A 26,662-nucleotide genomic window follows, 5' to 3' on the forward strand; every position below is an offset into this window, starting at 1 on the left:
TTACAAAATGTCAGCAAAGAACTATTAGATATTAATAAGGATGTTATCTCATGAAAAAAAATATAGTTTGCGGAGCATTATTTAATTTAATCTGTACCCAAGTATATGCTGTACAAACTCCAGATACTATTTCCGAAAAAATATCTACACGTGCAAAGTTGGCTCAGTCCCAAAAATCAAATGCTACAACAAAACCTCAGTCAGTCGAAATCAACTGTGATTATAGGATTTCTGGTGACACTCAAAAACTTGATAAGACCTTGATTATAAACTGGGCAAAATATGCTGTACTCCATTCTTTTAATTTTGATTTTCCGTCCTTTGATACTCAGATGAAGAATTTAAGAGCATGTTACACTGAAAATGGATGGCTTGGTTTTACTAATGCATTAAAAGACTCAGGAAATATTAATTCAATTAAAACTCAAAATTTAACGGTGAGCAGTACGTTGGATGGAGAAGTTCAAGTTATTGATGATCAGGAAAATCAATGGAAAATGACAGTACCTATTAAAGTTTTTTACAAGAATGATCAAGAAGAGATAACCCATTTTCTCAATGTGTACATCATTATTAGCTGGAGAAATGCGTTCAAACTCGGAATCGTGCAAATGATCACCACACCACGTTCCGCCTCAATATCGATAAAAGCAACATCCCTAAGAGAGGCGCTGAAAAGTCTTTCTTTGGGAGTGAGTGATCAAATAAATAATGTGGAAAACCTGCAACAATTGGGGACTTCATTTCTAACTTCTTTATTTGTCTTTAATCCAAAAACTGTGTTTTCTGAGATGGATAGAGTCTTAAACCAGCCAGGATTGTGTTTAAAATCAGAACATAGCAATACAAAATTTCTCCAACACCTTATTGATGCACCAAAAAATCAAGGCTTAAATCAGGGAAAAGCAAAAAAAACTCAGGTAGCAAAATTAACTTCCAAGAACGCTCTAAAGCATGTTAAAGGAAACCCCACTGAAAAACCTGCACAGGCAAATGGAATTGAATGGCTTAATCATCAGTTCATCGCGATTAAATCAGATATTTTTGATACTAAATTGCCTAAATTACTAGCCTATTTTAAAGAAAACGAACTCGCTGAATTTTATCCTGCATTGACCAATTTAGATAATTTAAAAATAATTAAAACCCAAAATCCCGTCAATCAACAAAGATTAAAAGAACCGCAACTTAGCAAAAATAAAAACAATCAAACGAACACTTCCTTGCCAATCCATATAGCGCCTCAAAATAATAAAAATCAAATTAATCAACTACTTAATGTTAATTTAACTTTAGGCAGGAAAATAAGTGGCGAGCTCGTCATTTTACAAATGAAAACCCTTCCTAGCGTGCTTCCTTTATCCTCCAATCGGGCTGCGCCTTTGGCATCCAATGCCATTTTACTTTCTAATCGAGCCGATCCGATTCAAAAAATACCACAAAATAATAAAGTACAACTCGTTCAAAATGGCACGCCACTTAAACCATCTCAAATTCCCAAAATGACCTTTAATAAATCCTCAGAGATAATTAATTGTGATTACAAAATTCCTGACGAGATGACAAAGATTGATGAAGATCTGGTTATAAAGTGGGCAGAATATGCTGCAACCCAATCTTTTGATTTTAATTCCATATCGATAACGTCTCAATTAAAGAAATTAGAGTCTTGTTATACTGCAAAAGGGTGGGAGAATTTTAAGAATGCCTTAGATAAATCAGGAAACCTTGAGGCAATTAAAACACAAAACTTTACTATGACCAGTAAGGTTGATGGACAAATCAAACTAATTAAAACAAAAAATAATCAATGGAATATAGAACTCCCCTTACAAGTTGTTTATCAAAACAATCAAGTTAACGTAACTCAATTTCTGAATGTTAATTTAACTATGGGACGTAAACTTACCGGCGAATTTGGAATTATGCGAATTATTGCTGCACTTAAGGAGCCGGCCAATACAGATACCGGAACAAACAACCAATCTCCAATAACTCAATCGAATCAACACACATTACAAAATACGCAACAAACTGCAGTGGAACAAACTGTAGGCTTAATCGATTGTGATTATAAAACTCCTGTTGATGTAAGAAATATTAATCAAGCTACGATTTTAGCTTGGGCTGAATATGCGGCCACTAAATCCTTTAATTTTGATTCTGAATCCATCGATACACAATTGAAAAAACTACAATCTTGCTATACGGAACAGGGATGGAATGAATTTATAAATGCCCTGGAAAAGTCAGGCAACATTAAAGCATTTAAGACCAAAAAACTAAGCGCAATAAGTCAAATAGATGGGGCGCCCCAACTCATTGAATCGAGAGATAATCAATGGACACTCTCTCTTCCTTTAAAGATTAACTATCAATTTGAAAATGGTAATGTAACCCAATTGCTTAAAATTGATTTAACTATAGGCCGAAAAAACACTGGGGATCTGGGAATCATACAACTTAATTCTACTTTACGCTCTTAACTGAAGACCTAATAACCTGGTTGCAAGCAAGAAAGTAATAGTGGCAGATGCGTCAATCCCGAACGCAATGAGGGATCTACAAAAGATGGGTATGAGTAAAATCAGGAGATCCTTCGTCTTAAACTCCCAGGATAACGTGGCCGTAAATGCCTCGTAGATACATCCGTTAAAAAGCAACCTACCTACCTTTTAATGAAACACTTAGCTCGCTTTTAAAGACAGTATCTACTTGGTTAAGAAGAAAATTCTTTCCCCAAAATTACTCGGGGTAACAACATATATCACTTTCACCAGCAACCCCTGCATACGGTACGACGGCATTGAAGCCAACAATATGTGTTTGTTCTCTGATTAACGGGATTAGCAAATCTGAGGCTCTGCTATGTTTTGGCTTTGCATCACGGAACATCACACAATCCGACATATTCGCTCGATTCCAGGCGAGCGTAACTCTTTACTTCGCGGAAACTTATAGTTTTGAATTAAACTCACCATCGATATTTCGAATACAACCCCATCAAAGAGTTTTGAATTTAAGGTATCTCCACCCAATAATGTCATCCGTTTTCCATTAAAACGGGCATTAAAATATTTTCTCCAAAATCCTTCAGAGCCGGGTTGTATCAGCATATGAATGCCTTTATTCATTTTAAGAGCATAATCAATGGCTCTGGATGCAAGGATACTCCCTAAGCCGGAACCTCTTTTACTGGAGTGAACATATAGCTGAGCTATTTCTATTAATTCTTTTCTTTTCAATGTCAAAGAAGAGGTAAGTTGAACATAACCATGTTGTTCACCTGTTACTCTATCCCGAGCTGATATACAAATATCTTCGTCCTGTAAGGTAGTTACTTCAAATTTATATCTCGCCATATACAATAAGTTAAAATTTCAGTCTAATTACTTAAGCGCAGACTACCTTATACGCATATCTTTTAAAATAGTTTCGAACTCAACAATTCCTTTTTTTTTCAACCAGGCTATTTGTTTTCCTTTTTACTAAATATAAATCCGTCTTTTATCCCCTTCTGGAAGTCCTATCCTATAAAAAATCAATTGCTCATAAATCAATCCACCAGAACCAAATATTTACTTAATGTTCAATTTATTGTAACATTATCGGTCAAATTTTGGTCTTGTTGTTTTTTGTTGTTGCTTTCCGAGCTTTTATCAATCTAAAAATCAGCGGATTGAAATGACCGTTCTTAAAAATTTGATTGGAGTATTTATGCCGCATCCTCTTACAAGTGAAATTTTGAAAATACTTTCAGAGCACAGAAGAATCCCTGAAGATGAAAAAAAAAGTCATGATATCGCTGAGTTTTCAGATAAAGCAGTCAAGAAAATAGATGCTATGGTCACTAATGGAGAAAAAATACGAATTGTAGCGCCTTCTTTTCCAGAAAAAGCCCCAGTTCGTGGAAAGACGCTTAGTGATTCTCCGGATATGGCAGAACTCCTTTCTTTAGAACACTTAAATAATCTCTGTAAAAAAATAGAATCCGTTTATGGTCCTGGAGCTGAAATTGTTATTTATACGGATGGATTTGCTTTTGCAGATGTATTTCCCGATATTCATTCCAAAGAAAAACGTGAAAACTATCTCGCAAAATTACAGAGCATGATAGAGAAAAACGATTTAAAGAATATCAAAATTATTAATTTAGCGGGTCAAGTTGACTTAAACAAGTATGCAGAAACTGAAGAACATTTCAGGCAACGACTAAGAACACCTCAAAATGATGAAGATAGAAATAGCATCAATTTATATAGAGGACAAATCCAATTTTTTACCACTGAACTAAAAATGGGTTACCCAGAAAAGTCGGGGTCAAAAATTAAGAAAGAAGCTGAACATATTGCTCGAGGTGTAGCTCGAATGAGCGCTGCGCTTAGCGATTATCTATCAATAATTGAACCCAATGCATTGCGAATATCATGTCATCCTAAAACAGTAGCTTCTGATAAAATTGGTTTATGGTTGCATGAAGATCACTCTGAAGGAGGAACTCCTTGGCATAATGCGGCGGTATTTGAGCTTTCTGAATCGACTAATAAATGTGTGGTATCGTTTATGAAAGCCCAGGATGCTAAAGAAAAGGGATATTTATTACAAACTGACAAGGAGGGAAACCCTAGTCATTTTGTATCAAAGAGTATCTATCGCCATGCGTGTACGTTGCAATCGTTCTTTAGAATGGCTCACGAAAAGAAATTAGCTGCAGCATTAGAAGACCAACAGAGCAATTCTCCCATTCGATGAGTTATCACATGCATAAGTTTGGATCATTTTAAGATAACCCATTCCGTAAGCGTAACTGCTTGCAACAAAAGCAGTTGATTCTTTAGACCCAACATAAAACCTATTGTTGGGTCACTACTAGCATAAATACAAAAGGAATTTGAGTTAGGATGGATACTCTAATTTTTTAACATCCCAGGAGGAGTCAACATTTTTTGGATTTCGCCAATATGCATTTCTTCTTCCTGAATCATTTTTCTGGCAAACTCTTCGACTAACACCGATTTTTTTTCTGCATGCTGTAATAATTGATAATACAAATGCAAACCTTGTTTCTCATGCTCTAGGGCTTCTTCTAAAATATTCCCAATGTTGTGTTGATGAGTTTCTAATAATTTGCCAATTTTAAGTGAGGGATGCTCGGAAAAATGAGTGATAAGCTCACCGATTAAATGAGCATGGTTTAAGCTTTCTTGCGCCTGCTCACGCATCCATTTACAAATAGGGATGCGATTAAAGCCAAAGACCATAAAAGAGTAATGGGTATAACGTACAACGCCCGCCATTTCCAACTCTAATAATGTATTTAGAATTTTTAAGATAGCATCATTAATTGTTTCGGATTCGGGTCTTCCATTGTTCATTTTTTATGACCTCTTATTTTACTTATCTAAGAGTATAGGATAATTCCAACAAAAATCTCAAAGCATAATCAATTTCTTATCCACAATGGTTACCAAAATTAGCTAACGAAATTTCAATCAGTCTGAACTCACTCCAGCTTAATTGGCTCTACCTCATGTCACTTTTTTGATGAATCTCCGTATTATGCATATAATTTATACAAATGTTGCTTTAATTACTCATCATGAAATCATTAAAAGAACTCTTTAAAAAGAAACATAAAGGAAACCAAAATAAAGTAGCAGCGACTACGCCTTCAGATGAAAAGCCAGTTAGTACGAGTAAACCTCTGTTTGCTCCAACACAATCTATTCATGACTTCTTTTCGCATCCAGAAATGAAGGATTTGGCCCAGGTTGGCAAAACAAAAGCATTGGGTTATTTGCCATTAGATCAGATCCGTGGTTCCGGATTTGAACCATTCCAAGTGAATCAGTTATTAAAAAAAAATGGACTAAAACTTTTTGTTATCCCGGTTCCTACTGAAGAAGAGTTATATGCCTATGACACAAATAAAAATAAATACATCCATATGATAGATAAGAAAGAATACAAGGTAATACCCAAGGGTGGCTTTTTAAGTATACGTTCTGGAGCTCTTGTAGCCTATGATGAAGAAGCAGTAAAAACCTTTTTAAAAGAAAATGATACCCTTATCAAAGAGGAAAATGGCAAGGAGTCGAACCCTGAAGATCGTTGGCCTACCGAAGCAGCAGAGTTTGTTAATATGTTATTTCGGAAAAAAGCCGATTCAGCGCAAATGAATTTTTTTGTGCATAAAATTTTTGAAGAAATGCCCAACCAACCAAACCCGGGACTGACTATAAAATAAACACGTTGAATTTACTGACTACAATCTACTTGCTAAAAATCTAACTTATGGGCATAATTTATACTATAGTAAAGAAGTTACGAGGTAGAATGTCATGCCAAAACCTGTCCCCCCCCAGCCTCCAGAGATTCTATTAGACGTTGACGGTACCTGTCTTGATAGCGAAGGAAAATTTAATACGAATCTTTTTAAAGCGCTAAAAACGATGGGCATCAAAAAGGCAAACATCTTATCAGCATTCGAGATGAAAAATTTAGATGTAATTGGACAAGAACACAGTTTTCGCTGCCTGGTGATTGATGAATTAAAAAAAAATGGAATTGAAATAGGCTATGTCCTCGTAAATGCTTCACCCTATTTAGATCTTGATGAAAGAGGCCATGTCAAACTAGGGAACTATTATCATAATACGATCGAAAAGTTCGAGAGAAAAATATTAAATTTTCGAAGGAAAAATCAAGAAATAGACCTTAGCGCATCAGAAAAAAAGAAACTAGGGCCGGATAAGGAGCGGGAACAAAAAATTCTTGCGGTAGAAGGACGTCAAAAAGCAAGGGCAGCGGGTGAGCACACTGCGTCGAAAGAATCCAAAACCAACCCCAAAAAATCTCCTACAAAGGACGAGATACGTGATCAAAAAGATGAAAAACTGGTCGATGAAATCAAAAGCAAATTATTGCCTGTAGCTGAGTCATTTCCTTTACCCGAGCGAAATAATTTCAGAGGTGGCAAGGAAAGAATGCTTCTCCATGCGGCGCATCATAATTCACTATCAAAAAACTTCATCATTTTTGATGATAAAGAAGAAGTGAACAACATGGTCAAAAAGATGGATACAAGCGATTACTATTACCCCGAATTAAATGGACGCATGCATACGGTACCAGTCTTTATGAAAGATAGAAAGCAAACCGAAGACTATTATATCAGGAACTTGATTCAGGGGTATTCCATTAGCCAATTGATACAATTTGTTGAAACGCATGCGGAGGAGTTAGCAAATAACAAACAGCCTTTATTAGACTTATTAAAATCGATACCTCAAGAAGAAGAGATTAAGGAAAAACAAAAAGGCATCTATGCACAATTGATATTAGCCTGTTGGCGTCCAAAGGATACGGAGAATATTGTCGAATTATATCAAAAATTAAGCGCGGAAGAGTCCATTTCTGAAGGCATGAAAGAATTGTTTACTGTAGTGAACTCTGTAAGCCTGCAGAATCCCGTTTTTCGGGGAAAGATTCTTGAAGTAATTATAGAGAATACTTTTAATGGAAAAGAATCACTTTTCAGAAAAGAGCTTATTGAGGAAATAAAACAAAAAACCCTTGATCGTTATAAAGTACTTGCAAAAAAAGATTCGGATAAATGGAAGAGTTTAATCGAGCAAATTTCAACAAATGACTGTAATAATCAAAATGATATAGTGCTACTTCGCTCCAGCATTCAACTTGGTTTAGCTATGGAAGGGTCCCAGAATATTGATGATTTAGCTAAGCTCATGGTATTGACTTCGCGCACTAAAAAAGAACAAGAAAAAGAACCCGATTTAAACCCAGGCGAACAAGAAAAACTCGTACTCATCGAAGCCAATATTCGTGATGCAATAGCTAATACTGCATCTAACCCACAAAAATTTTTGGAATTATTAAGATATTATCGTGAGCTCGATAGAGCCTCCCCGGAAAAAGAGATCCTCAAGACCTATCTAACTCCGGAAATAGTGCAGAAAAACTTAGAAACTCTGACCTCCCTTAATCCACCCCAGCCTCAACCCTGGAAATTTATCGGCTATCCTACGTTAAAAGAGATGCTCTCTAAACTAGACAATGAAGGTACGTTAATAGGAGATTTGAATTATCTTGAAAGTACTTATCCTAAGGGCAATCCTGAAATTGCTTCATTAATGATTTCATTAATTACTGGCTTTACCGACATCCGATTTTATCCTGGCAATGCATTACCAGAGATTCCGAAAATCGATACGAAACAGCATCAACTTAACTTACTGCTTAAGTTATATAAGCAAGAGCCAGACACTATAAATAAAATCAAAGAGCAATTTATTGAAGGTCAAGATTTAGAATCTTGTCTGCTTTTAATCGAAGGGATCAATCGCTCCAGAGATATGTCAGCAGAACCTAAACGAGCGCTTAGCTCGGCATTGCTCGCACGCATTGACGCACTTTTAGGGGCCGATATGCAGATACCCACTAATTTTAACAATTATTTGATTGCTCATGAGGCTAAAATAATTTTGCAAAATCTCAAGCAAGATGATCAAAAAAAGGCCGTTTTGAAACATGCAGCTTTAAATTCATTAATTGGAATAATCGAAAAACCCACTCAAACGGAGGCAGCAGCCCTCATTTCTCGTCTTAATGCTTCGATGAAAACCATATATGATTTGGGTAACGTTGATTCAGCCTGTTTTGCAAAAGAATCCACGATGAACTCGGCTCTAACTATTTTACAACAATTTAAAGGAGATATTGCTCACATCCTCCCAATCGATGATTTTGATCCCCATGCACATATCGACGAAAAAAATCAAAAGATAGAGAACGCATTACAAGCTCGCTCCCTAACCCCCTCAGCTCATCTATTTATTCGAAAAAACAATGGAGATCTTTTTTACCATTCAGCGGATGAGACGCATCAAATAAATGCTGAAGATAAACAAGCGCTCAATTTTACCGAGACACAAAGAACTCTTAGTCTAAGTCAGTTTCAGAAAATTCGATCAACAATACAATCTGAACAGCAATTGGTTCTTTTAGATCCGATCTTAAAAAGTGAAGCCGAAAAACTATTTCAGAGTTACCTTTCTAACTCCCTTGATTGCTATAACTTTCTGAAAAAAACCTTTCGCTCAGATAATCTGCAACAAGAATCAATAAAAGATATTGCACAGAACAAGGTGCTCGAAGAATTAAGAAAAACTGATCGACAACTATCTCAATATTTACCCAAAGAAGAAGAGCACTCTGATAAGAGTATAGAAAAAAATGCTCTTCTAGTAATAGCCTATGCAGATTATGTATTGAAAAAAGAGAAAAAAAACCTCAATGAGATACTAACCTTGGCAAAGGAGATTAAGAATCTTATAGGAACACAAGATTCTTTGAGGAGAGACAATAAGGTCGAAGAGGCACAACAATTAGATGGCTTAATAAAAACCGCTCAAAGCATTCAACGTGAGGCGTTCCAATTTTATTTGGATAATCTAGTGTACAATGAGGAAACGAAAGAAGAGATTACTAAACTTCAATATTTTCAACAAAATAAGGAAAATCCTCATAATAATTTAGGTGAGGTTTTAGAAACTGCTGAAGCAGTTCTTACTGATGTAGCTCGCTTACCTAAAACAAAAACTGATGTGTTAAAAGCACTGGCAAGAACAGCCCAGGCTTTAGTAGAGCCAGCACATAAGGAAAATAAGAAAGAGCTTCAGGAAATAGCGCACAAATTTAAGTTAACTCCTAGTCTCAATTTGCTAGGAAAAGCCCTCTTAGTACTATTAAGCGCTGCCGCTGCTGGAGTAGGTCTGTTTGTCGCTGGAGGCATAGTAGCAAACCAAACTTATAAAGACACAAAATTTTTCAAGGCACTTTATAAAGACTCGTTTAAGCCTGAAGAGAATCAAGAAGAGGATAAGAAATTGACTCCATAACAAACCACAAAATTGCTTATCCAAAAGAAGCCTGGACTGGTTGCAGCCAGGATCTTTCAACTCAAAAAAGTTGATCATATTTCCTTAATATTAGTGCGCTAAACTTCATCATAGAACCAAATAAATTGACATTATAAATTAATACCCTATAAGAGATCAGGAGAGGTAATCAACGATTACCCTCTAAAAATATGGATCAATCTTTATAGTGTTTTAACATATTGATTTAGTGAACAAATTTTCAGGACTTGAATGTTCGGAAGTTTTTTAACGAAGTAGCAACTTACTTGAGGAACAGCTATATGCCATTAAGTGATGAGATGCGGATAGACAGTTTTGAAGCTTTAAAAAAACGTTATAAAAAATTAACTCCTCTCCAAATAAAACTTCTCGACGCCGTTAATACCGAAGCGGCGAATTATGGAGATAATCGAGTGGGTGTGCGCTTAAAAGCCCAAAGTGAGGAAGTGCTTAAACTTCTAGATTCACAACTCAGAAAGCCTTTTGATGAGTCATTACTTACAGATGTTGCTAAGTCTATTTATTTTATCCTCCAAGAGCAAATGGATCGCGAAACGGAGGAAAATAGGCGTAAACATCGCGCCCAAGGCCATTTTGATCAAAAATTTATTCATCAGCGTAATATACGCGATGAATTGCAAGATCATGACATGACCTTATTAATGCCCAAATCTCATGGGGACATTGATGTTCAAGTCATACTAAACCGTTTCGACTCAGGGTCTATTAATGCATCCCAAGAAGGTCTTGCTTTAGCCCTTAAAGATGAAAAAATTAAACATATTGTAATCCCAATAGGCCCTGGGCATTGGCGTGGTATTTATTTAACGAAACCCGCTGACGCCAGCGGTAAATATAAGCTTGAACTATTTGATCCTTATGGTCCAAGTGGTGCAAAGGCAATCAAAGAAATTACCCTGGAGATGTTAAAAAAATGTGGGATCAATGAGGCTCAAATCACGATTGAACTCACAGGCCCCCTTATTCCCCAACAAGATGGATATGCCTGTGGGGATTTTACTTATGCCTATAGTCATAAAAAAATGAAAGAATGGGGTGCATTAAAAACAGGGTACAATCAACAGATTATTACAGTGCTGGATACTCAAGGTAATAATGACGGTGCGCTGCGGCAGGCAAGTCGCGAAGAATCCAAGAAACAAAAAGGGTCTGGACATATATTAAAACAGACCCCATTTACAGAAAACGAAAAACAGGAGTTTTTGAGACGATTAGATCAAATATTATTAGATCCTAATCAGATAGATAAAGCTGTTTTTGATGGGAAATTTGTAAAAATAAAAAGTACATCGAGATCTGAATCTTATTTATCCTTACGTGAACTTGACGCTTATGGCGTATTTAATGCGGATGGTTCTATAAATAAAGCGATTGCAACTCAATATGGTATCACGTTCGATGAGAATCGAATTCGAACACGACTGAAATCTAAGTTCAATAAGCTGCTCTCATTACGGGAAATGCTCGTTTTAGAATCTGCTCTTAGTGCTGTAGAACAAGAGTATACGAAATCGAATCGGCCGAGTATGGGATTAGCTAAAGAAGGATTGGAATATTTTTGGCCAAACAACAGTTTTAAATTACTTAAAAATCCTTTAAGTATGGAATTATCAGGCCCAGCTCGTAACATGTTTGGAATGGGCTATTTTAAATTTGAAGATACCAATATTTCAATTTCCCCAGGGCCTAAGGCTGCAAAATCACTTACGAACCCCCAAGCTCCAGAGAGTTACGAGCTGGATCAAGATATTGCAGGCTATTTAAATCATTTACTACATAATAATATTACCCATGTATTTGCTATGGGTAGAGTGCTGCCTTATTATCCACAAGATGGTTTGAGTGAGGATCGAACAATAGCAAAAGGGCAAATAATAGATGATTTCTATAATTATTTTATACCTGATGTTAATGGAAATGTAATACTTCCTGATATTCCTGAACTCAAAAACCTCCATGTTACTTCTATTCCCATTAACAAAGTAGGCCGATTTATCACTTATGAAATTAGCATCAATGGTAATAAACCCATCCAAGTACATCATTTTCCTATACGCGATAAGCAACCACTCGAATTAACAGAAGAGGAATTAGCCTATGTCAAAGAAATAGGACAGCTTCCAGAGCAAAACATCCACACACATTGTCGAGGGGGAAAGGGACGTAGTGCGCAAATTGCTTATATTTTAGCATCCTTAAATGAAAAATATAGTAAACTAACTCCAGAAAAGAGACTCGCCGCGATGAGGGCTGAAAAGACTCCAGACCATAATAAATCGTTTGTAGAAACCGACATACAAGAGCGTCATATTGCGAGGATTGAACCATCAATTCAACAAGACAGCTCCTCTGCGTCTGTTCGTAAAGATGAACATTTTGAAATTTATATCATTTATGGCACGTTACTAAAGCAAGAACTTGATAAACACCCCCAACAAATTGGTAAACAAGATAAAACTCCAGTTACCAAAGATAATAAAGCGCTTGTTGAGTTAATGGAAAAATATCAAGAGCTAAGTGCGACTCCCCTGGATCAATTAGACAATTGGGTTAAAGATGTTTGCGAAAGTCCTTTAATTTCTGAATCAACGAAAGCATTATTACAATCGGTAAATGCGAATAATAATTCTACCGATTTCTTATTAAAGGCATTTGAAGCGAGAAGAAATCCTCAGGAGCTGGGTTTATTCTTTGACTTACAAGCTAGAAATAGAGGCTATGAACAAACTATTGAGCTGTTCAATATAAAAAGAGACGAGCTTTTAGAAAAACTAGATGGCAGCACGGAAGAAGGAAAATACTCCATTGCAGAATTAAAGCAGTACGCATCTTTATTTATAGCTCATTTACAAGATGGCTATTTAAACAATTGGAATAATCTAGAGGAACAATCAGAGAAGTTAGCTCTCAAAATCGATATACACGCGAATATTTCCGAAAAAATTAATGGCATCTTTGATGCGTTGATAAAAACGAGTTTGACAAGAGAACAATTCGATCAATTACAAAAAGAATACACTCAATGGAAGCCACATCTTGAATTACTGGAAAAAGTAGAAGGCCAGCACGAAGATAAGCTGGATTCGTATGTAATACAACGCAGTAAGTTTATAGAGCAACTGTTTATTTTAGGCTATGACTATTTTGAAATAGAACCTTCAAAAATAATCTATACAATGAACTTGCTTTATCAACAGTTAGGGGACTTAAGAGCCGCTAATAAACTTACTCAAGAAAAATGGAATGAACTAAACAAACAGTTTACCGCACTTAAAACCATACATGGGCTGAGCGAGTCAGAAGTGACTCCCGGTATCATATCCACTTTAGATAAATTATTCCAAGGAAATAGAGAGCAAATAGCCCCACTATTCCAAGTGGAAGTATTACAAGTAAAACCAAGGGGAGAAAATCTTGGTGAGTTTGTGACGGGTCTTGGGCTTGTAATATTAGAAGCGGCGTACGATAAACTTCCACAAGAGTTTTATGGTGACAGTGCTAAAGGTGTTTACGCTAAGGAAATCACCCAACTAATAGAAGCTATTAATACATTGGCTGATAGCAAGCGTCAATCATTCGAAAAGGAAATTCTTCTACGTCCACCAACTGATAAAGACTACGAAATGGCTCGTCAAGAAGTGTTGCAACTAATTGCAAAACATATTCCTACTCCATTTCTTATATCCACTAATGTGACAGCGCCTGTTGAAAATCTCGAGAAGAAAGAGGAGCCTCCTGTTGTATCGTCAATGGATGAGCATCGCAAATCCATAGAACAGGCCAAGGACGTACGCAATCAGGCTCACAAAAAATTAAAAGAACACTTTGCTAAATATAAAGAAAAATATAAACATCTAAGTGACCAAGCTGAAGAAGTTGTTAATGAATTGACCGCTAGTCCCGATATGGAAGAGGAGCAGCCCCCTGTACCGCCATTAAGCGAATCGATGGAAGATGTCCTAAAAGTTAAGGCCATGCGTGAGGCGACAAAATCAGGGGATGCTCGCAGAATTCAAGATGAAATTGATTATGTTACCTCAAGTATTGAAAAGAAATCCAAAAAAACAAATCCATTTCCTAAAGTTCCCAAACTCATTGTATTTGATATTGATGAGACACTCCTCGATTTGCATACAAATAAACTGAAACGAGAACAAGAATTAATCAATATCCTGAACTATGCCAAAATACATAACATAGAAGTAGCTATCGCCACTAATCGAACAATTGATTTGGATATTCATGATGATGTATCTGTTGAAACAATAAAAAAGCAAATACGCGAGACTACAGGGATCGATATTCCGGATGCACTGACATTTTTAGCTTTTACTTCCTTAACAGACGAAACCAATGCAATCTATCTGGCGCTCAAAGAAAAAATTGATAAATTACAACAGGAAATCAAACTTTTAGAGCCCACAGAGTTAAACGAAGAGAAGTTAAAGAATTTAAAACAAGAAATTGATTCTCTCCAACAAAGATCCGATAGGTTAATTAGAGGCAAATTCAGGCATTTAGATTCGCTAAGAAAATATTACCATGCCCTTAAGAATCAGGATTATTATCAACGGGTTGAGGGAGCTATTTTAGAGGATTTTCAAAATCCTCGATTAACAAAAGAAATAGGAATTAGTGATTTTATAGAAAAAGATAAAACGTGGGCTAAATTATTTGGTCTAGCAAAGAGGTTAATGGATTCAGCTAAAGAACCCAAACCTTCATTACAAACTATATTGAAAGATCTTATTTTTGATACCGATAAATCCAGACTTTTCAAAAAATATGGTTTTGATCCAACTAAACAATCTGAAGCAATAGAAAAAGCAGTGGAAGAAGAAGTACAAGAAATTATTGCGAATAAAGAATATTTTATTCAACATCTTCCTCAAATTGAATCATTTTATCGAAGTCGACTTACTTTCCGAAAATATGAGTTTGAAAAAACTGCCGTTTTGAATGAAGAGGATGTATTGTTCCTTGACGATCTGAGTGCTAATGTTGAGCCAACAATACAATTTAGTAATTACAGAGCCATTAAAGTTAGTGAAAAAGGAGATACGTCAATTCGATACATGGTTGAATTTAATTATGAAATAGGTGCATACAATGGCGTTATTGAGTATTTAATTGCAGAACCATCTGAAGAAAAAGAAAAAAAAATAAAGGACTATAGTCCCAAATTAAATAACGATCTCATTCCAAATTTTACAACTTATGAATTCCGACATTCTCCAATTGTATTGACGGTTAAAATGTCGACAATATTTGCGAAATTACCAGGCCTAAGCAAAGACGAAACCGTCCAAAAACGTTATAAGGAACAATTTTTTGAGTCAGCCCTTGAACATTACATGGACTTACCCAAAGAATTACAAGATGATTTTGTGACAACTTATTATCGGGATGCGCATCAAACGCTAAAAGCAATCGAGCAAGAACTTCAAAAGTTAATCCAATCCCCTCCGCAGGATCCTAATCAACTTCGCGAAGCCTTATCCAAATTAAAAGCCCAAATCGATGAAGTAATTACACGGGATAAGAAATTTTCGCAACGAATTTCTCCTACGTTCATAGATTCTGAAGCGAATCTGCTTAGATTTATGATTGTTACATATTCAGGAAATCCCAACAGTCTGATAGTAAAAGAAGATAATACGGTCCAGTTTAAAGAAGTTCATGATAATGCGCGAGCAGTCTTCTATACTGAGTCGATAAAACGATTGGATAATCACTTTAATCTCCAAGAAGTTCATTCTGCTTTGAAAAAAATTGATGATTTTGATAAGGAATTTATAGCGAAGCAATATGCAGATTTAGTTTCTAAACAATTGCAAGAAGCTATGGATACTAATATTAAAGATGATTTTCCTTCCCCAGTTCTCCTTGCAGCGGTCGCGGAAAAGAAATATCCGTCTTTAAGTTCTCTTTTGGATATTTTTGAGGCCGATGTAAATATAATAGACCTTAAAAACAGTGACTTTATAAAAATTCATTCCCAGTTAGTTGCTGCAGAAAAGCTATGTGACGCTTTGAAGCAAATTACTCCCCGCCAAAATATGGCGGAAGATTTAAACGGAGAGCCTAGGATTGATTATGATGAAAAACTTACGGTCCTATCCGAACAAATAACAAAGCAAAAACAAGAAATTGAATCATCCGAGCAATATAAAGCCAGGAACTTTTTGGATGAAGCAGAACGATATATACGGGCTAAAGATTGGAATGTTGGACTGCAATGGACTTCACATACTATAGAAGTAGACGGTAAGAAAAAGAAAATCCCTGCAACTGTCGCAGAACAATTAAACGTTATAGAGCAAGCTCGAAAAGATAAGGATTATGTGAGTGCTAAAAAAGAATTCATCAAATTAGGAGAAGAAAAAGAGATCTCCTATAACTCTTCAAAAACTGCTCGCAATTATTATTCGCTATTTAAGAATAAAAATGTGGCTCCTGAAAAAAATCTAGAGAACGAGTTTTCGCCCAAAAAAACATAGTTAATAAAGTATCTAGCACCAAATACTCGCCACAATCCTTGATTATGACATGTATTCGGTGCTTTTTTGAAAGAACTCAAACTCACTACTGAAGCAGTGAGTTAACTCTAAAAAAGATACTGCAAACCCAGCGCGAGGGAATAGTTTTTATTCGATAAACCTGCGGCATTACGTTCATAGCCGTACTCGCCGGAGTCGTTGTCGGTTATTTCAGTATCGGCGCGTCCATTCGAATAATGATTATAGGCAGCCTCAACAAAAACTTTCGCGTTGGGTGTTACAAAATACCCGGAATTAATTGTTGCGGCATAATATCTAAAGTTAGCTCCATGTTCTTCAAACGTGATGTTGCGGGCATAATGCTCGTCATGATCTTGTGCTGAAACCCAGTTACTAAATTTTAAAAGCGCATTAAATTCAAAATTATGAATGGTATATTTCCCCGCTAAACCAACATAAGGTGTTCTAAATTTTTGTTGGTAGCCAATTCCGACTTCAGAGCTAGGAAAACAACCGATATCGGTTCCATTATTGTATTGATAACAACCGCCAGTCGCTTTCCAGCGAAAAGAATCCCATTGATAACCTGCAGCCAAGCCGAGTTGATAATCGGGTTTTTGCAGCACCCATGCCCTCAAGCTCAAATCAAATTCATTGGCATAATTAAGATGTGTATTATCATGGTGTGACCAATGAGTCCAAGAGTCTTGATTTGGGTTGAACCAATCATAATCATCCATAGCCGCCTTATTTTTTGCTACAGTAGTCCAGCCTCTCCCATTAAGGCTCAACCACCCGATGAAATCATAATTTAATTCCCCATTAATTATTGCAGCATTTTTTATGCGCCAATCGAGCTGGCTTAGCTTCGTATGTGTTTGCGGATAATAAACATATTCGTGAGCCGTTCCGGAAAGAATTCCTACGGAGGTGCTTAGTGATAAACCATTCAAATTGTAATCCGCAGCATAAGTATCGAGCGAGTACGTAAGGGATAAAGAGGTCAGAGCCAACATAACTATTTTATTTTTCATTTTTTTTCCTAGTTAGGGCCGGCAATCCGTGCAGCAAGGTGATTGTCAAAAAATCAATCGAAATTATTGTGATTCAAAGTGGTCTTGTCAAGAACAGTATTGGAAAACAATTGCCAATTTCCCTTAATAACCGAATCTCATCTTGACGTCGTTATTGAAGGCAATAAACGCATACGAAACGCTTATCAATTTTTTTCATTTGAAAATAATAAGTTACTGTGGGAGCATACCCCGCGAAGCAGATCGGAATCATATTATTAAGAGGGTTATATGCAAGAACGATTTTTTAAGGAAGCACGCTCTGACTTTTCAATTTCACTCCCATCTCTAAGTTCGGAAGAGTTAGACCATTTACAAACTTTATGTAATGAAGATATTGATATTCATACTCTACTTATTCAAAAAATGCCTAAAACAGATTTACATGTTCATGCTGAGGCTGGCTTTGTGATCGATGTTAAATCAGCTCAAATAATAGCGGAGCGTAATAACATCCCTTTTCCTTATGATTTAGTCGATGAACAGACCCAACAATGGAAATTTACTGGTTCAGATGATCTGGATCAATTTGTCAACGACTTTCGACGTATTTCGAATCTTTTGAAAACACCACAAGATATCGAAGACATTACTTATGCATTTTATAAATATTGTTATCAACATAATGTCATCTTCGCTTTGCCAGGAATATCCTGGGTTCAATGTAAAGAACATATGACTTTTATTGATTTTAACCTCGCCTATAATCGGGGCATTGCGCGAGGGGTCAAAGAATTTGGAGAGGTTACCACTTTAAGATTACGCTATTATCAAGAACGACATATAGACCCAAAAGATTTCCAGAACACATGGGAGAACATTCAACAATTTCCCAATCCTATGGTAACTACTATAGGCTTTGCAGGAGCAGAAGAAGGGTTCCCTCTAGAGAATTTTTTTTATTTTTTTGATGAACTCAATCATTATAGGCAGCAAGTTGCTAATCCTTGGTATTTCATTACTGCCCATATCGAACCAGAGGCAGAAGAGCATACCCTCGAAATTGCAAAAAAATATCTTGATCGATTTGCCCATGGAAGAAATGTTGCAAATTATCCCGAACTCAAAAAAACACTTAAACATGACGGCATGACACTTGAACTATGCCCTTTAAGTGATGTTGCATTTTTTCCAAAATCAATCCCCAATTTACAAGCTCATACTCAATTTCAAACTTTATTTAAAGATGAAATGATCTCTTTAAATTCGGACGACCCAGCATTTTGTGGCGTAATCGATGAAGTGTATCAGTCTGTGTATAAAGAGCTAACTTGTGATATGGCCCTTTTATTCCGATGCACTTATAACGGTATATTTGCAGTGGCACCCTCTAAATTGGATGCAATGCGTCTTTTCGCTCCCGAAATGCATCAAGCCCATATGTTGTTCCTCAAGCACAGCGAGTTGAAACTTAAATTTTTTGAAGTCTATTGTCATTTATTACAAGAAATAGTAACCATAAATAATGAATATCGTGACTTAAAAAAACAAATTTTGGAAATTGATCTACATACCCCTATGGGTGAGTTAAATCGTCTTTCATTTCATCTTTCAAGAATAGGTAAAGAGACAAGCATTACAACCTTACTCGATTTAAAACAGGAGATCATTAGAACAGCTAAAGTATTAGAAACAGACACGCTGCAAGCCATAGAAAAATTCGAACACGATTATCTTCTCGCACAAGAGCAAAACAGCCACGTGATATCATAGCGAAATCCCGGGTTTGCTACTCCCCGGGTACATCTTTGCCTTCAGGCATGCTACAAAAAGTGTGCTTTCATGGCCTAAAAGATTCATCAGGCTCTGAAGAAATCTCAAAAAACACACCGAGATTTCTTCGCTCTTTTTCAAGAAAATCCATGAATCCATTATATATTTTTTTATCGCCAAATTGCGGATCGACCACCTCAAACTTCCCATCGCATTTCTTACCCAACAAAGTGTGGAGCACTCCTACATTGATGACAATCAGTGTGGTCATTCCTTCAGGAAAATCAGATTCGCTCATGCCTACAAGAGTTAATTTTTTTCTCGTGGGAACCTCTGTCTTAAACAGTGAGTAGAGTGAGGTTACTACTGTATCTTTGGAGTATTTATTGAGTGAGTTTTTAGATAACTCCCTAATTTCAACGCCAACTGCACCAAGATTATGTTTACGGAAGTACTCCACAATCTTTTCGGGGGAGGCAACTTTTCCAGGTTCTAACCAGATTTCTTTATATATTTCCAATTCTTTGCTTGCAGTGTAATCACTTGGCTTAATAATCCCGCGTTCAAGAAGTATTTTCATTATCGCCCTTGCTGTACATGAGCTTTTAAATTTTTGTGTGTCTATCGCAGGTTCGATACTATCAAGTTTCGCTTTAAGTTTAGGATTATCGAGTACAAATTGTGCAATTTCATCTGAGCTTACTACGAGCTTTAAAAAACTTCGATGATCCAGCATATTAACGAAATCTTCCGAAGCCAGAAGCAATTTTATGATATCTGAAGAAATATTTCCCATTCTTCCTAACGTAACCATTCCCTCAAGAGGCTTGGCATGAGTGCTATGAATTTCCTTAAATCTACGTGTAAAGCTATCTATATTGGCTTTATTTAATACAAGATTAGCATCTTTGCCGAAATTGAAATCAATACTTTTATAGATATTTCGACTGTATTCAATATCATCAAGCGTCCTATCCGGAAATTGCACTGCAGTAATATTCAAAATCATAGCAGATCACCTCCTTATCTATTTTATTATAGAACCAATTGAGCAAATAAATACCAATAATAGTGTTTAAAAAATAAACTTTTTATTGTTTCTTCATTTAATTTCCATACAATATTGAGTTATAATTACTCTTTTTGATTCGTTTTTACCAAGGTGACCATGAAAAGAAAATATCCATCAAGTGAGCAGGAACAGCACTATTATAAAGAAGTTGGCAAGCGCCTTGTTTGCATAGATGATGAAAAAGAACAAAGAAAAATTGATCAGTTCATGAAGCGGCACTCCACCACTCCTCCCCGTACCTCCCGGGAATCTGGTTATTCATCCTATATGTTTATTGGAAGCAACGTTGAAGTGAATACTTCTATGGTAAAAAAACAAAAGATAGATAAAAATCACTATCTTATTTCAAGAACATCTAAGTCCCCTACCTTACCGGTTTCTTGTTTGGCATCAACAGAGCATGTCATTGCCATGCAGGATAAAGTCGCGGACTTCAAATCAGAATCTGAACCCAAATCAAAACAGAATGTGATGTATCTCATTCAATTATCCTGCAGTACTAAAAAAATGAATGCTCGCGATGAAAAAAAAGCGATTCTAAGCCTCATTCATCAATATGATGATACGTTGAATAAGAATAATATCAGGATTTTCTATAATAAAAGAAAAGCTGTTTTTACAATTAAGGCCAGTACACAAGTGGTAGATATTCAATTACTTGTTCGGGCTTTAACAAGCGAAAAGAAATATAAAATTATTGATTGCTCCTTTAAAGAGATCGGTTTAAATCAAGGAATCTGCCTGGTTAAGAGAGATGCATCCAATCCAATTCATGCTTTAGTTAATATTGCAGATTCAAACTCTGAAAAAGGATTCCTTGAGCGAGACGCAGGGACAACATCTGGGCGCCATACCAGTGCTTATCAAGATTGCAATTGGACATTCAATTTCTTTACCAGTTTGGAAGATATGCGCAAGAGAACAGAATATCCCAGAAGCGCTCTTGCTATAAAAATTTTTAATGCAACCTAAACTGTTCTTTGTAATCATCTTTTAAGACATCTGGCCTTTCCAAACGAGGTTGGGCCTTGAAGTCCCATTACCCTTTTAATATGTTTAATCTGTGGACTTCGACCCTCCGCGGACAAACCGCAGGCCGTAGAGAGGGAAGGGGAAAAATTCCTATTCGTTGTGCATTCTCATCATTTAATGATAGGCTCTTTCTCTGCTAAATTTTAAAAATAACAATAATCTTATGTACTTATGGAGAAGTCATTGATTGACCAAAAGTATAAAAAAGAACAACTCGCAACATCAAAAATTTTTCTAATTTTTCTGAAACTGGGATGCATTAGCTTTGGTGGTCCAATAGCGCATCTGGGTTATTTCCGGGATGAATTTGTCGGTCGATTAAAATGGCTAAGTGACCATGCTTATGCCGATTTAGTCTCATTATGTCAATTTTTGCCGGGGCCTGCGAGTAGCCAAGTGGGTATTGCTCTTGGACTATCCAAAGGAGGTATTCGTGGTGCAACCGCTGCCTGGCTTGGATTTACCCTACCCTCAGCTTTATTGATGGTGCTTTTTGGCTATGCTCTTATCAAGTTGGGGCTTCATAATAGTCCTCCTTGGCTGCATGGCTTAAAAGTTGTAGCGGTGGCTGTTGTTGCTCAAGCTCTTTGGGGAATGAGCCTCTCTTTATGCCCTGATAAAATCAGAGCAAGTGTTGCAGTATTGGCCTGCATTGGCTCAAGCGCTATCCCTCATGCCAGTGGACAAATACTCATGATCGTCTTGGGTGGACTTTTCGGCTTACTTTTTCTTTCCCCCAAACAATCACTTCCCCCAAGTGAATTAACCGTTAATCTTAGTAGACGCGCTGGCATCATCATATTGCTCGTTTTTTTTATTGTCCTCACCTTATTACCCTGGTTCTCTTTTTATATCGCAAATTACCCTTTGCAATTATTTAATGCATTTTATGAGACAGGTTCTTTAGTTTTTGGTGGAGGACATGTCGTTTTACCTTTATTACAGGCGAAAGTTGTTCCTACTGGATGGGTTGATAATTCTATTTTTCTTGCTGGTTATGGTGCTGCACAGGCATTACCTGGTCCTCTTTTTTCCTTCGCAGCCTATCTTGGTGCGGTGTCAGCTAATACTCCGAATGGATGGCTTGGTGCCATTATGGCTCTAGTTGCCATTTTCTTGCCTTCATTTTTATTGATAATTGGAGTATTACCTTTATGGGAAAATTTGCGTCAACATCCATCCATGCAACGAGCAATATTAGGAATTAATGCTGCAGTAGTTGGCTTGTTATTAACCGCTTTTTACCAACCTGTTTGGTCAAGTGCAATTTTCTCATTGAATGATTATTTGTTGGCAATGACTGCGTTCCTTTTGTTGCAATTTTGGCGTGTTCAAGCATGGGTTGTTGTCTTGTTTTGTGCAGTAGTAGCAGAGTTCGTATTATAGGGGCGGGGCGTACAAAGAAATCCAAATTTGGTTATACGCTATAATCAAAATGAAATAGGATTGAGCCCGGGAGTTTAAGCTGAAACGTTCCAAGCATCTACATGTCTCCGTTGCGCTGTGTATGTTTACTTTTATGTGGGTTACAACAGCCAGGGCGGTCATTATCCTTGACAGTACCTTTAAACAATTTGGCTTTAAAAAAGCAGAAGCTTTGGCATTGGCTCCACAGTTTGCATCATTAATCTATCTTCAAAATGATTCAGGATCAGGTTCTGGGGCTTGGATTGGCAATTATGCAGGACATGGGTATATTCTAACCGCAGCACATTTGTTTACGCCCGGAATTAAGGCCAATAGCTATTCGTATCAGACCATCGATCATACTCTTTACCAAGGTGAGGCACTGTTTATACATCCTCTATGGAATAAAAACCTAGATGATCGCACAGGTTATGATTTTGCAATTGTGCGCTTAAAAAAAGAAGTACTCCATGCAGGAACACAACCCGCACTTTATGAGGGAACAGCTGAACTAGGTAAAATAATTACTTTTATTGGTTATGGATGGCGGGGTACCGGTACGAAAGGACAAAATACCTCAATCGACACCAAGGATAAACCCGCTGCTGCGGAAGGTTTAATTGAATCCGTGGTAGCGGCGGTTTCCCCCATACCTTCAAAAGGAGATGCAGGAAATTATCTGGGAATATGGTTACCCAAAGAAAATGGGAAACTACCCAACCCTTTTAACAGCAAAGACTCGACAAAACCCGTGTCACCACTATGTGGCATTCTAGGTTCAGGGGATAGTGGGGGTCCTGCATGGATACAAACAGAAAATGGTTGGGCCATTGCTGGAGTTAATTCAAATGGCAGTGGTAATGCAGCCTACGGAGATTTTTCTTGGTTTCCTCGTGTGAGCCGGGTAACACAATGGATTAAAGGTATAGTACCCACAGCACGTTTTATAAAATAGGACCGGCTCACTTCCACACAGAAGGTCAGCTAACGTAAATAAATTTTCTTTTATCGGTGCCAGGTGGTTCCAGTTCGAACCTTACCACATTTACCGTTAGCGCAACCTTTATTAACAGTTGTATGATGGCAATTACCCTTATAGCACGCAGTATAGCTTTTATGGTATCCCCAAGCAGCAAAAGAACTCGATACAAAACTGCTCATAATGAGAATCATTAAAATCTTTTGAATATTCTTTACTAACATGTGCCTCTCCTCTAACCACCCCTAATTATGGTCATTAATAATACACTTCTGCAGTTAGTATAGTTGAGTTTGGTGCATTTTGTTGTTTTGGCCTCCAACCTGTTTTCTATATGCAATTCAATCCTCATTGAGCCACCCAATTTTCGGTGATAAAATGCACATGAAGATTAAAAAATGATTTTTTAAAATCTAAATTTCTATCAACGTGAACGGTTAGGAAAATTCATGAGCGAGTCCTTAAAAAAATTATTAAAAACAATCAGTGAACGAACTGTAGATGAAAAAAACCAAAAGATGCAATTAAAAGTCATTGAAGAACAAGCGCAGAAAATCCTTAAAAAACACAAAACTCTCGATCTATTTGATGAATATTCTTTTTACGGACATACGCCTCTGGAAGCAGCAATAAACTCAGGATCTGTCGCCGTGTTCCAATTATTAATACAACTCGGAGCCAGTCCATTTTACAAACCCAAACCAGAAATTCCTTCTGCCTTGGAGCTGCTCGCAAATGACTATTTTTCTCTAACTTCCACTAAGGAAAAAACACCGCTTTTCAAATGGGTGATGAAAAGCAACGAAAGTCCTGTGTTTACCTGGGAAAAACTCTATGAACATCAAGAGTTGTTTGAAAAATTTAAAAAAGCAAATTTAATCCCTAAAAAAATATATATCAATGAACTTCCCCTCCATGTTGCAATTAAAGCAGGACGCATGGATTTAGTACAGGATGTAATTTTTGCTGCAGGTGGCATTCAAAAAGCGGGTGATATCTGTCGAATGAGTGTTCTTCACCCAGCAATTATGGCCGTTCTTGATCGCCAAGAAAATTCCTTACCCATATTAAAATATTTACTACAAAAAGGAGCCAATCCTCAAATATCGGATGAGCTCGGTTTACCTGCAATCATGCAGGCGATATCTGCTCGGGTTTTGTATCGTGAGAATGCAAGAGAAGATGCCGTATTACAGCTCGTAAAAACACTGCTCGAACACGGAGCTACCCTTAATGTAACGAATCCGAATAATGGCCACGTACCCTTGATGTCCGCAATGAATATAGGTTTTACAAATCTATTTTATTTCTTATTGGACAAGGCAGATGCCACGACATTAAACCATCGAGCTAAACTTTCACCCTGTTATTTAATTTTTCAGTTATTTGAAGAGAACAAATTAAGACCATTAGTTATTCAAGAACTCTTATCCACGCTAAAAGAGAAGGGACTGGAGTTTAATAAAACCATTGATCGTACTTTTTATACCGATCCGTTCAATGATCCATATATCAGTAAGATAAAGGTATCGGCAAAAGACATGACTATATTGCATTTCTATCTCGATAGGATGCAGTCAATGGACGATCCGATTCAATCAATAGATAAACATCTTGAAATAATTCAAGCTCTAATCGCACATGGGGCAGATGTTAATGCGAAAGCAACTTTTATCCTAACTGAAGAAGTAAGCGATGAGTCTTCATACCGTAAGACTAAAGAAGTCCAAACCAAACTAGAACTTACCGCGGCGCAATTCGCGAGGAAAATCGCAGATAAAATCATAAATCGGTATGATTTTGGCACAGGTCTTTTGATCAAGACTTATCGAGATGAGAATGAATTTTTAATGAATATAGACTATTATCCCTCAGAGGAGCAAACAAGCCTACACAAAAAATTTCACAACTTTAGAAATTTAGAGCGAGTCTTATCTGGAGAAAAACCATTACCGTACGCGGGGCTACCTAACTCTAGGAAAATGGCCACTTCAAAATTGAAAAAGCAAAATTCCGTTGCGAATGATGATTCTGTTGTAACACCTTTGATTGTTATGGACTTGGATCCAAAAAGCTTTGAAGCTCAATTAATCAATGCCAGAACTCAACAAAATCAAAGCGATTGGCAAGAGCTTAAACAATCACTTGTGACCCACGTCAAAGGAGCCACCTCATTAGAAGACTTTTTAGCGAAAGTAGAATACTTAAAAAAACCATTACAACTTCATTTCAATATAACAACCAATACCAAAGGAGAAGTGATAAGCTGTGGTTCAACAATGTATCGTTTCTTTCATTATTTTGATCCGTATAAATTCCCCAACTCATGGGAAACATTAAGAAAATTTGGTAAGGACACCTACGGTGTAGACATCAATACTCAATACGAACAAAATACTGCGTATCAATTTCAGTAGGAAGCAAAAAAAAACATGTAGCGACGCATCAGTTGAGCAAAATCAACTGATGCTTGCTGCACATTCACAACCTTTTTATTGCGCATTTTGTGCAATCAACAATCTTGTCCTATATTAATAATGATTAATATACGGAGTTAGCAAATGAACAATAGGAAATATAGAGATGCAGGTTCTGGACGTTATGTTAGCGAGGAATATGCGAAAAAGCATCCCAAAACAACGGTCAGTGAAGCAGTAAAGCATCATACAAAATCTCATAAACGAAAATAAATTTACTGAGATTAGAATATATTCGTTGTAATCTCCCTACGTACCGCGCTTTATGCGCGGTATCTAGAATGGTTGAGATATTTTTTTATTTTAAAAGCCCTGGATACCGTGCATAAAGCACGGTACGTAGGCTGAAAAAATTTGCGGGAAATCGTTCAGATAGAACGCGCAATACCTAGATAGGAAATTGTAAACATCCCTAATAGCTTAGCCTCTCTCTCCTCAGAGTGTATT

At 36.8% G+C, this 26,662-nt stretch carries 16 protein-coding genes; 11 read left to right on the plus strand and 5 right to left on the minus strand.

From position 1 onward, the window contains the following. The first annotated feature begins 50 nt into the window (after positions 1 to 50). Positions 51 to 2,486: a DotI/IcmL family type IV secretion protein gene (locus ACWTEW_RS00570; protein ID WP_454783374.1), complete on the plus strand. Its 2,436-nt coding sequence runs from the start codon at positions 51 to 53 to the stop codon at positions 2,484 to 2,486. A gap of 408 nt (positions 2,487 to 2,894) precedes the next feature. Here the strand turns inward: ACWTEW_RS00570 and ACWTEW_RS00575 are convergent, their stop codons facing one another. Continuing rightward, the gene (locus ACWTEW_RS00575; protein WP_454783375.1) at positions 2,895 to 3,362 is read right to left on the minus strand and encodes a GNAT family N-acetyltransferase; all 468 of its coding nucleotides are present in this window, start codon (positions 3,360 to 3,362) and stop codon (positions 2,895 to 2,897) included. A 355-nt stretch (positions 3,363 to 3,717) separates the two neighbouring features. On the opposite strand from ACWTEW_RS00575, the gene ACWTEW_RS00580 reads away from it, so the two are divergent. Continuing rightward, the gene (locus ACWTEW_RS00580) at positions 3,718 to 4,752 is read left to right on the plus strand and encodes an L-tyrosine/L-tryptophan isonitrile synthase family protein (RefSeq protein ID WP_454783376.1); all 1,035 of its coding nucleotides are present in this window, start codon (positions 3,718 to 3,720) and stop codon (positions 4,750 to 4,752) included. 158 nt (positions 4,753 to 4,910) lie between these two features. Here ACWTEW_RS00580 and ACWTEW_RS00585 read toward each other — a convergent pair whose 3' ends face one another. After that, positions 4,911 to 5,375, minus strand: a complete 465-nt coding sequence (locus tag ACWTEW_RS00585) for a ferritin-like domain-containing protein (RefSeq protein WP_454783377.1) — start codon at positions 5,373 to 5,375, stop codon at positions 4,911 to 4,913. 224 nt (positions 5,376 to 5,599) lie between these two features. Between ACWTEW_RS00585 and ACWTEW_RS00590 the strand changes: the two genes are divergently transcribed. The 3 genes from ACWTEW_RS00590 (at position 5,600) to ACWTEW_RS00600 (ending at position 16,462) form a co-directional block, all read left to right on the plus strand. After that, positions 5,600 to 6,247, plus strand: a complete 648-nt coding sequence (locus ACWTEW_RS00590) for a hypothetical protein (RefSeq protein ID WP_454783378.1) — start codon at positions 5,600 to 5,602, stop codon at positions 6,245 to 6,247. 94 nt (positions 6,248 to 6,341) lie between these two features. After that, complete coding sequence (locus ACWTEW_RS00595) at positions 6,342 to 9,920, plus strand: hypothetical protein (protein WP_454783379.1); 3,579 nt, start codon at positions 6,342 to 6,344, stop codon at positions 9,918 to 9,920. Between the two features lie 302 nt (positions 9,921 to 10,222). Continuing rightward, on the plus strand, positions 10,223 to 16,462 hold the full coding sequence (locus ACWTEW_RS00600; protein WP_454783380.1) for a hypothetical protein: 6,240 nt from the start codon (positions 10,223 to 10,225) through the stop codon (positions 16,460 to 16,462). A gap of 107 nt (positions 16,463 to 16,569) precedes the next feature. Here ACWTEW_RS00600 and ACWTEW_RS00605 read toward each other — a convergent pair whose 3' ends face one another. Next, positions 16,570 to 17,496: an omptin family outer membrane protease gene (locus ACWTEW_RS00605; RefSeq protein ID WP_454783381.1), complete on the minus strand. Its 927-nt coding sequence runs from the start codon at positions 17,494 to 17,496 to the stop codon at positions 16,570 to 16,572. 270 nt (positions 17,497 to 17,766) lie between these two features. Between ACWTEW_RS00605 and ACWTEW_RS00610 the strand changes: the two genes are divergently transcribed. Continuing rightward, positions 17,767 to 19,248: a hypothetical protein gene (locus tag ACWTEW_RS00610; protein WP_454783382.1), complete on the plus strand. Its 1,482-nt coding sequence runs from the start codon at positions 17,767 to 17,769 to the stop codon at positions 19,246 to 19,248. Positions 19,249 to 19,315: 67 nt separating this feature from the next. Here ACWTEW_RS00610 and ACWTEW_RS00615 read toward each other — a convergent pair whose 3' ends face one another. Beyond that, positions 19,316 to 20,257 (minus strand): dehydrogenase, encoded by a 942-nt coding sequence (locus ACWTEW_RS00615; RefSeq protein WP_454783383.1) that lies wholly within the window; start codon positions 20,255 to 20,257, stop codon positions 19,316 to 19,318. 159 nt (positions 20,258 to 20,416) lie between these two features. Between ACWTEW_RS00615 and ACWTEW_RS00620 the strand changes: the two genes are divergently transcribed. From ACWTEW_RS00620 to ACWTEW_RS00630, 3 genes are all read left to right on the plus strand, one after another. Beyond that, positions 20,417 to 21,292: a hypothetical protein gene (locus ACWTEW_RS00620; protein ID WP_454783384.1), complete on the plus strand. Its 876-nt coding sequence runs from the start codon at positions 20,417 to 20,419 to the stop codon at positions 21,290 to 21,292. A gap of 243 nt (positions 21,293 to 21,535) precedes the next feature. Continuing rightward, entirely contained in the window at positions 21,536 to 22,738 is a 1,203-nt protein-coding gene (gene chrA, locus ACWTEW_RS00625; RefSeq protein ID WP_454783385.1) for a chromate efflux transporter, read from the plus strand. Positions 22,739 to 22,859: 121 nt separating this feature from the next. Then, positions 22,860 to 23,714: a trypsin-like peptidase domain-containing protein gene (locus tag ACWTEW_RS00630; RefSeq protein ID WP_454783386.1), complete on the plus strand. Its 855-nt coding sequence runs from the start codon at positions 22,860 to 22,862 to the stop codon at positions 23,712 to 23,714. 50 nt (positions 23,715 to 23,764) lie between these two features. Here the strand turns inward: ACWTEW_RS00630 and ACWTEW_RS00635 are convergent, their stop codons facing one another. Next, positions 23,765 to 23,962 (minus strand): hypothetical protein, encoded by a 198-nt coding sequence (locus ACWTEW_RS00635; protein WP_454783387.1) that lies wholly within the window; start codon positions 23,960 to 23,962, stop codon positions 23,765 to 23,767. A gap of 225 nt (positions 23,963 to 24,187) precedes the next feature. On the opposite strand from ACWTEW_RS00635, the gene ACWTEW_RS00640 reads away from it, so the two are divergent. Together ACWTEW_RS00640 and ACWTEW_RS00645 are read left to right on the plus strand one after the other, a co-directional pair. Beyond that, positions 24,188 to 26,155, plus strand: a complete 1,968-nt coding sequence (locus ACWTEW_RS00640; protein ID WP_454783388.1) for an ankyrin repeat domain-containing protein — start codon at positions 24,188 to 24,190, stop codon at positions 26,153 to 26,155. 144 nt (positions 26,156 to 26,299) lie between these two features. Next, positions 26,300 to 26,428 carry a multidrug transporter gene (locus ACWTEW_RS00645; RefSeq protein ID WP_454783389.1) on the plus strand — a complete coding sequence of 43 codons (129 nt, stop codon included), beginning with the start codon at positions 26,300 to 26,302 and terminating at the stop codon, positions 26,426 to 26,428. The last annotated feature ends 234 nt before the right edge of the window (positions 26,429 to 26,662 follow it).

It is taken from the genome of Legionella stuttgartensis (assembly GCF_977063405.2).

What these genes read in the sequence shown, in the direction of transcription:
- ACWTEW_RS00590 (WP_454783378.1), top strand. Translation starts at nt 5,600, where the DNA reads ATGAAATCATTAAAAGAACTCTTTAAAAAGAAACATAAAGGAAACCAA.
- ACWTEW_RS00615 (WP_454783383.1), bottom strand. Translation starts at nt 20,257, where the DNA reads ATGATTTTGAATATTACTGCAGTGCAATTTCCGGATAGGACGCTTGAT.
- ACWTEW_RS00645 (WP_454783389.1), top strand. Translation starts at nt 26,300, where the DNA reads ATGAACAATAGGAAATATAGAGATGCAGGTTCTGGACGTTATGTTAGC.
- ACWTEW_RS00585 (WP_454783377.1), bottom strand. Translation starts at nt 5,375, where the DNA reads ATGAACAATGGAAGACCCGAATCCGAAACAATTAATGATGCTATCTTA.
- ACWTEW_RS00575 (WP_454783375.1), bottom strand. Translation starts at nt 3,362, where the DNA reads ATGGCGAGATATAAATTTGAAGTAACTACCTTACAGGACGAAGATATT.
- ACWTEW_RS00570 (WP_454783374.1), top strand. Translation starts at nt 51, where the DNA reads ATGAAAAAAAATATAGTTTGCGGAGCATTATTTAATTTAATCTGTACC.
- ACWTEW_RS00595 (WP_454783379.1), top strand. Translation starts at nt 6,342, where the DNA reads ATGCCAAAACCTGTCCCCCCCCAGCCTCCAGAGATTCTATTAGACGTT.
- ACWTEW_RS00580 (WP_454783376.1), top strand. Translation starts at nt 3,718, where the DNA reads ATGCCGCATCCTCTTACAAGTGAAATTTTGAAAATACTTTCAGAGCAC.
- ACWTEW_RS00605 (WP_454783381.1), bottom strand. Translation starts at nt 17,496, where the DNA reads ATGAAAAATAAAATAGTTATGTTGGCTCTGACCTCTTTATCCCTTACG.
- ACWTEW_RS00640 (WP_454783388.1), top strand. Translation starts at nt 24,188, where the DNA reads ATGAGCGAGTCCTTAAAAAAATTATTAAAAACAATCAGTGAACGAACT.
- ACWTEW_RS00600 (WP_454783380.1), top strand. Translation starts at nt 10,223, where the DNA reads ATGCCATTAAGTGATGAGATGCGGATAGACAGTTTTGAAGCTTTAAAA.
- ACWTEW_RS00635 (WP_454783387.1), bottom strand. Translation starts at nt 23,962, where the DNA reads ATGTTAGTAAAGAATATTCAAAAGATTTTAATGATTCTCATTATGAGC.
- ACWTEW_RS00610 (WP_454783382.1), top strand. Translation starts at nt 17,767, where the DNA reads ATGCAAGAACGATTTTTTAAGGAAGCACGCTCTGACTTTTCAATTTCA.
- ACWTEW_RS00620 (WP_454783384.1), top strand. Translation starts at nt 20,417, where the DNA reads ATGAAAAGAAAATATCCATCAAGTGAGCAGGAACAGCACTATTATAAA.
- ACWTEW_RS00630 (WP_454783386.1), top strand. Translation starts at nt 22,860, where the DNA reads ATGTTTACTTTTATGTGGGTTACAACAGCCAGGGCGGTCATTATCCTT.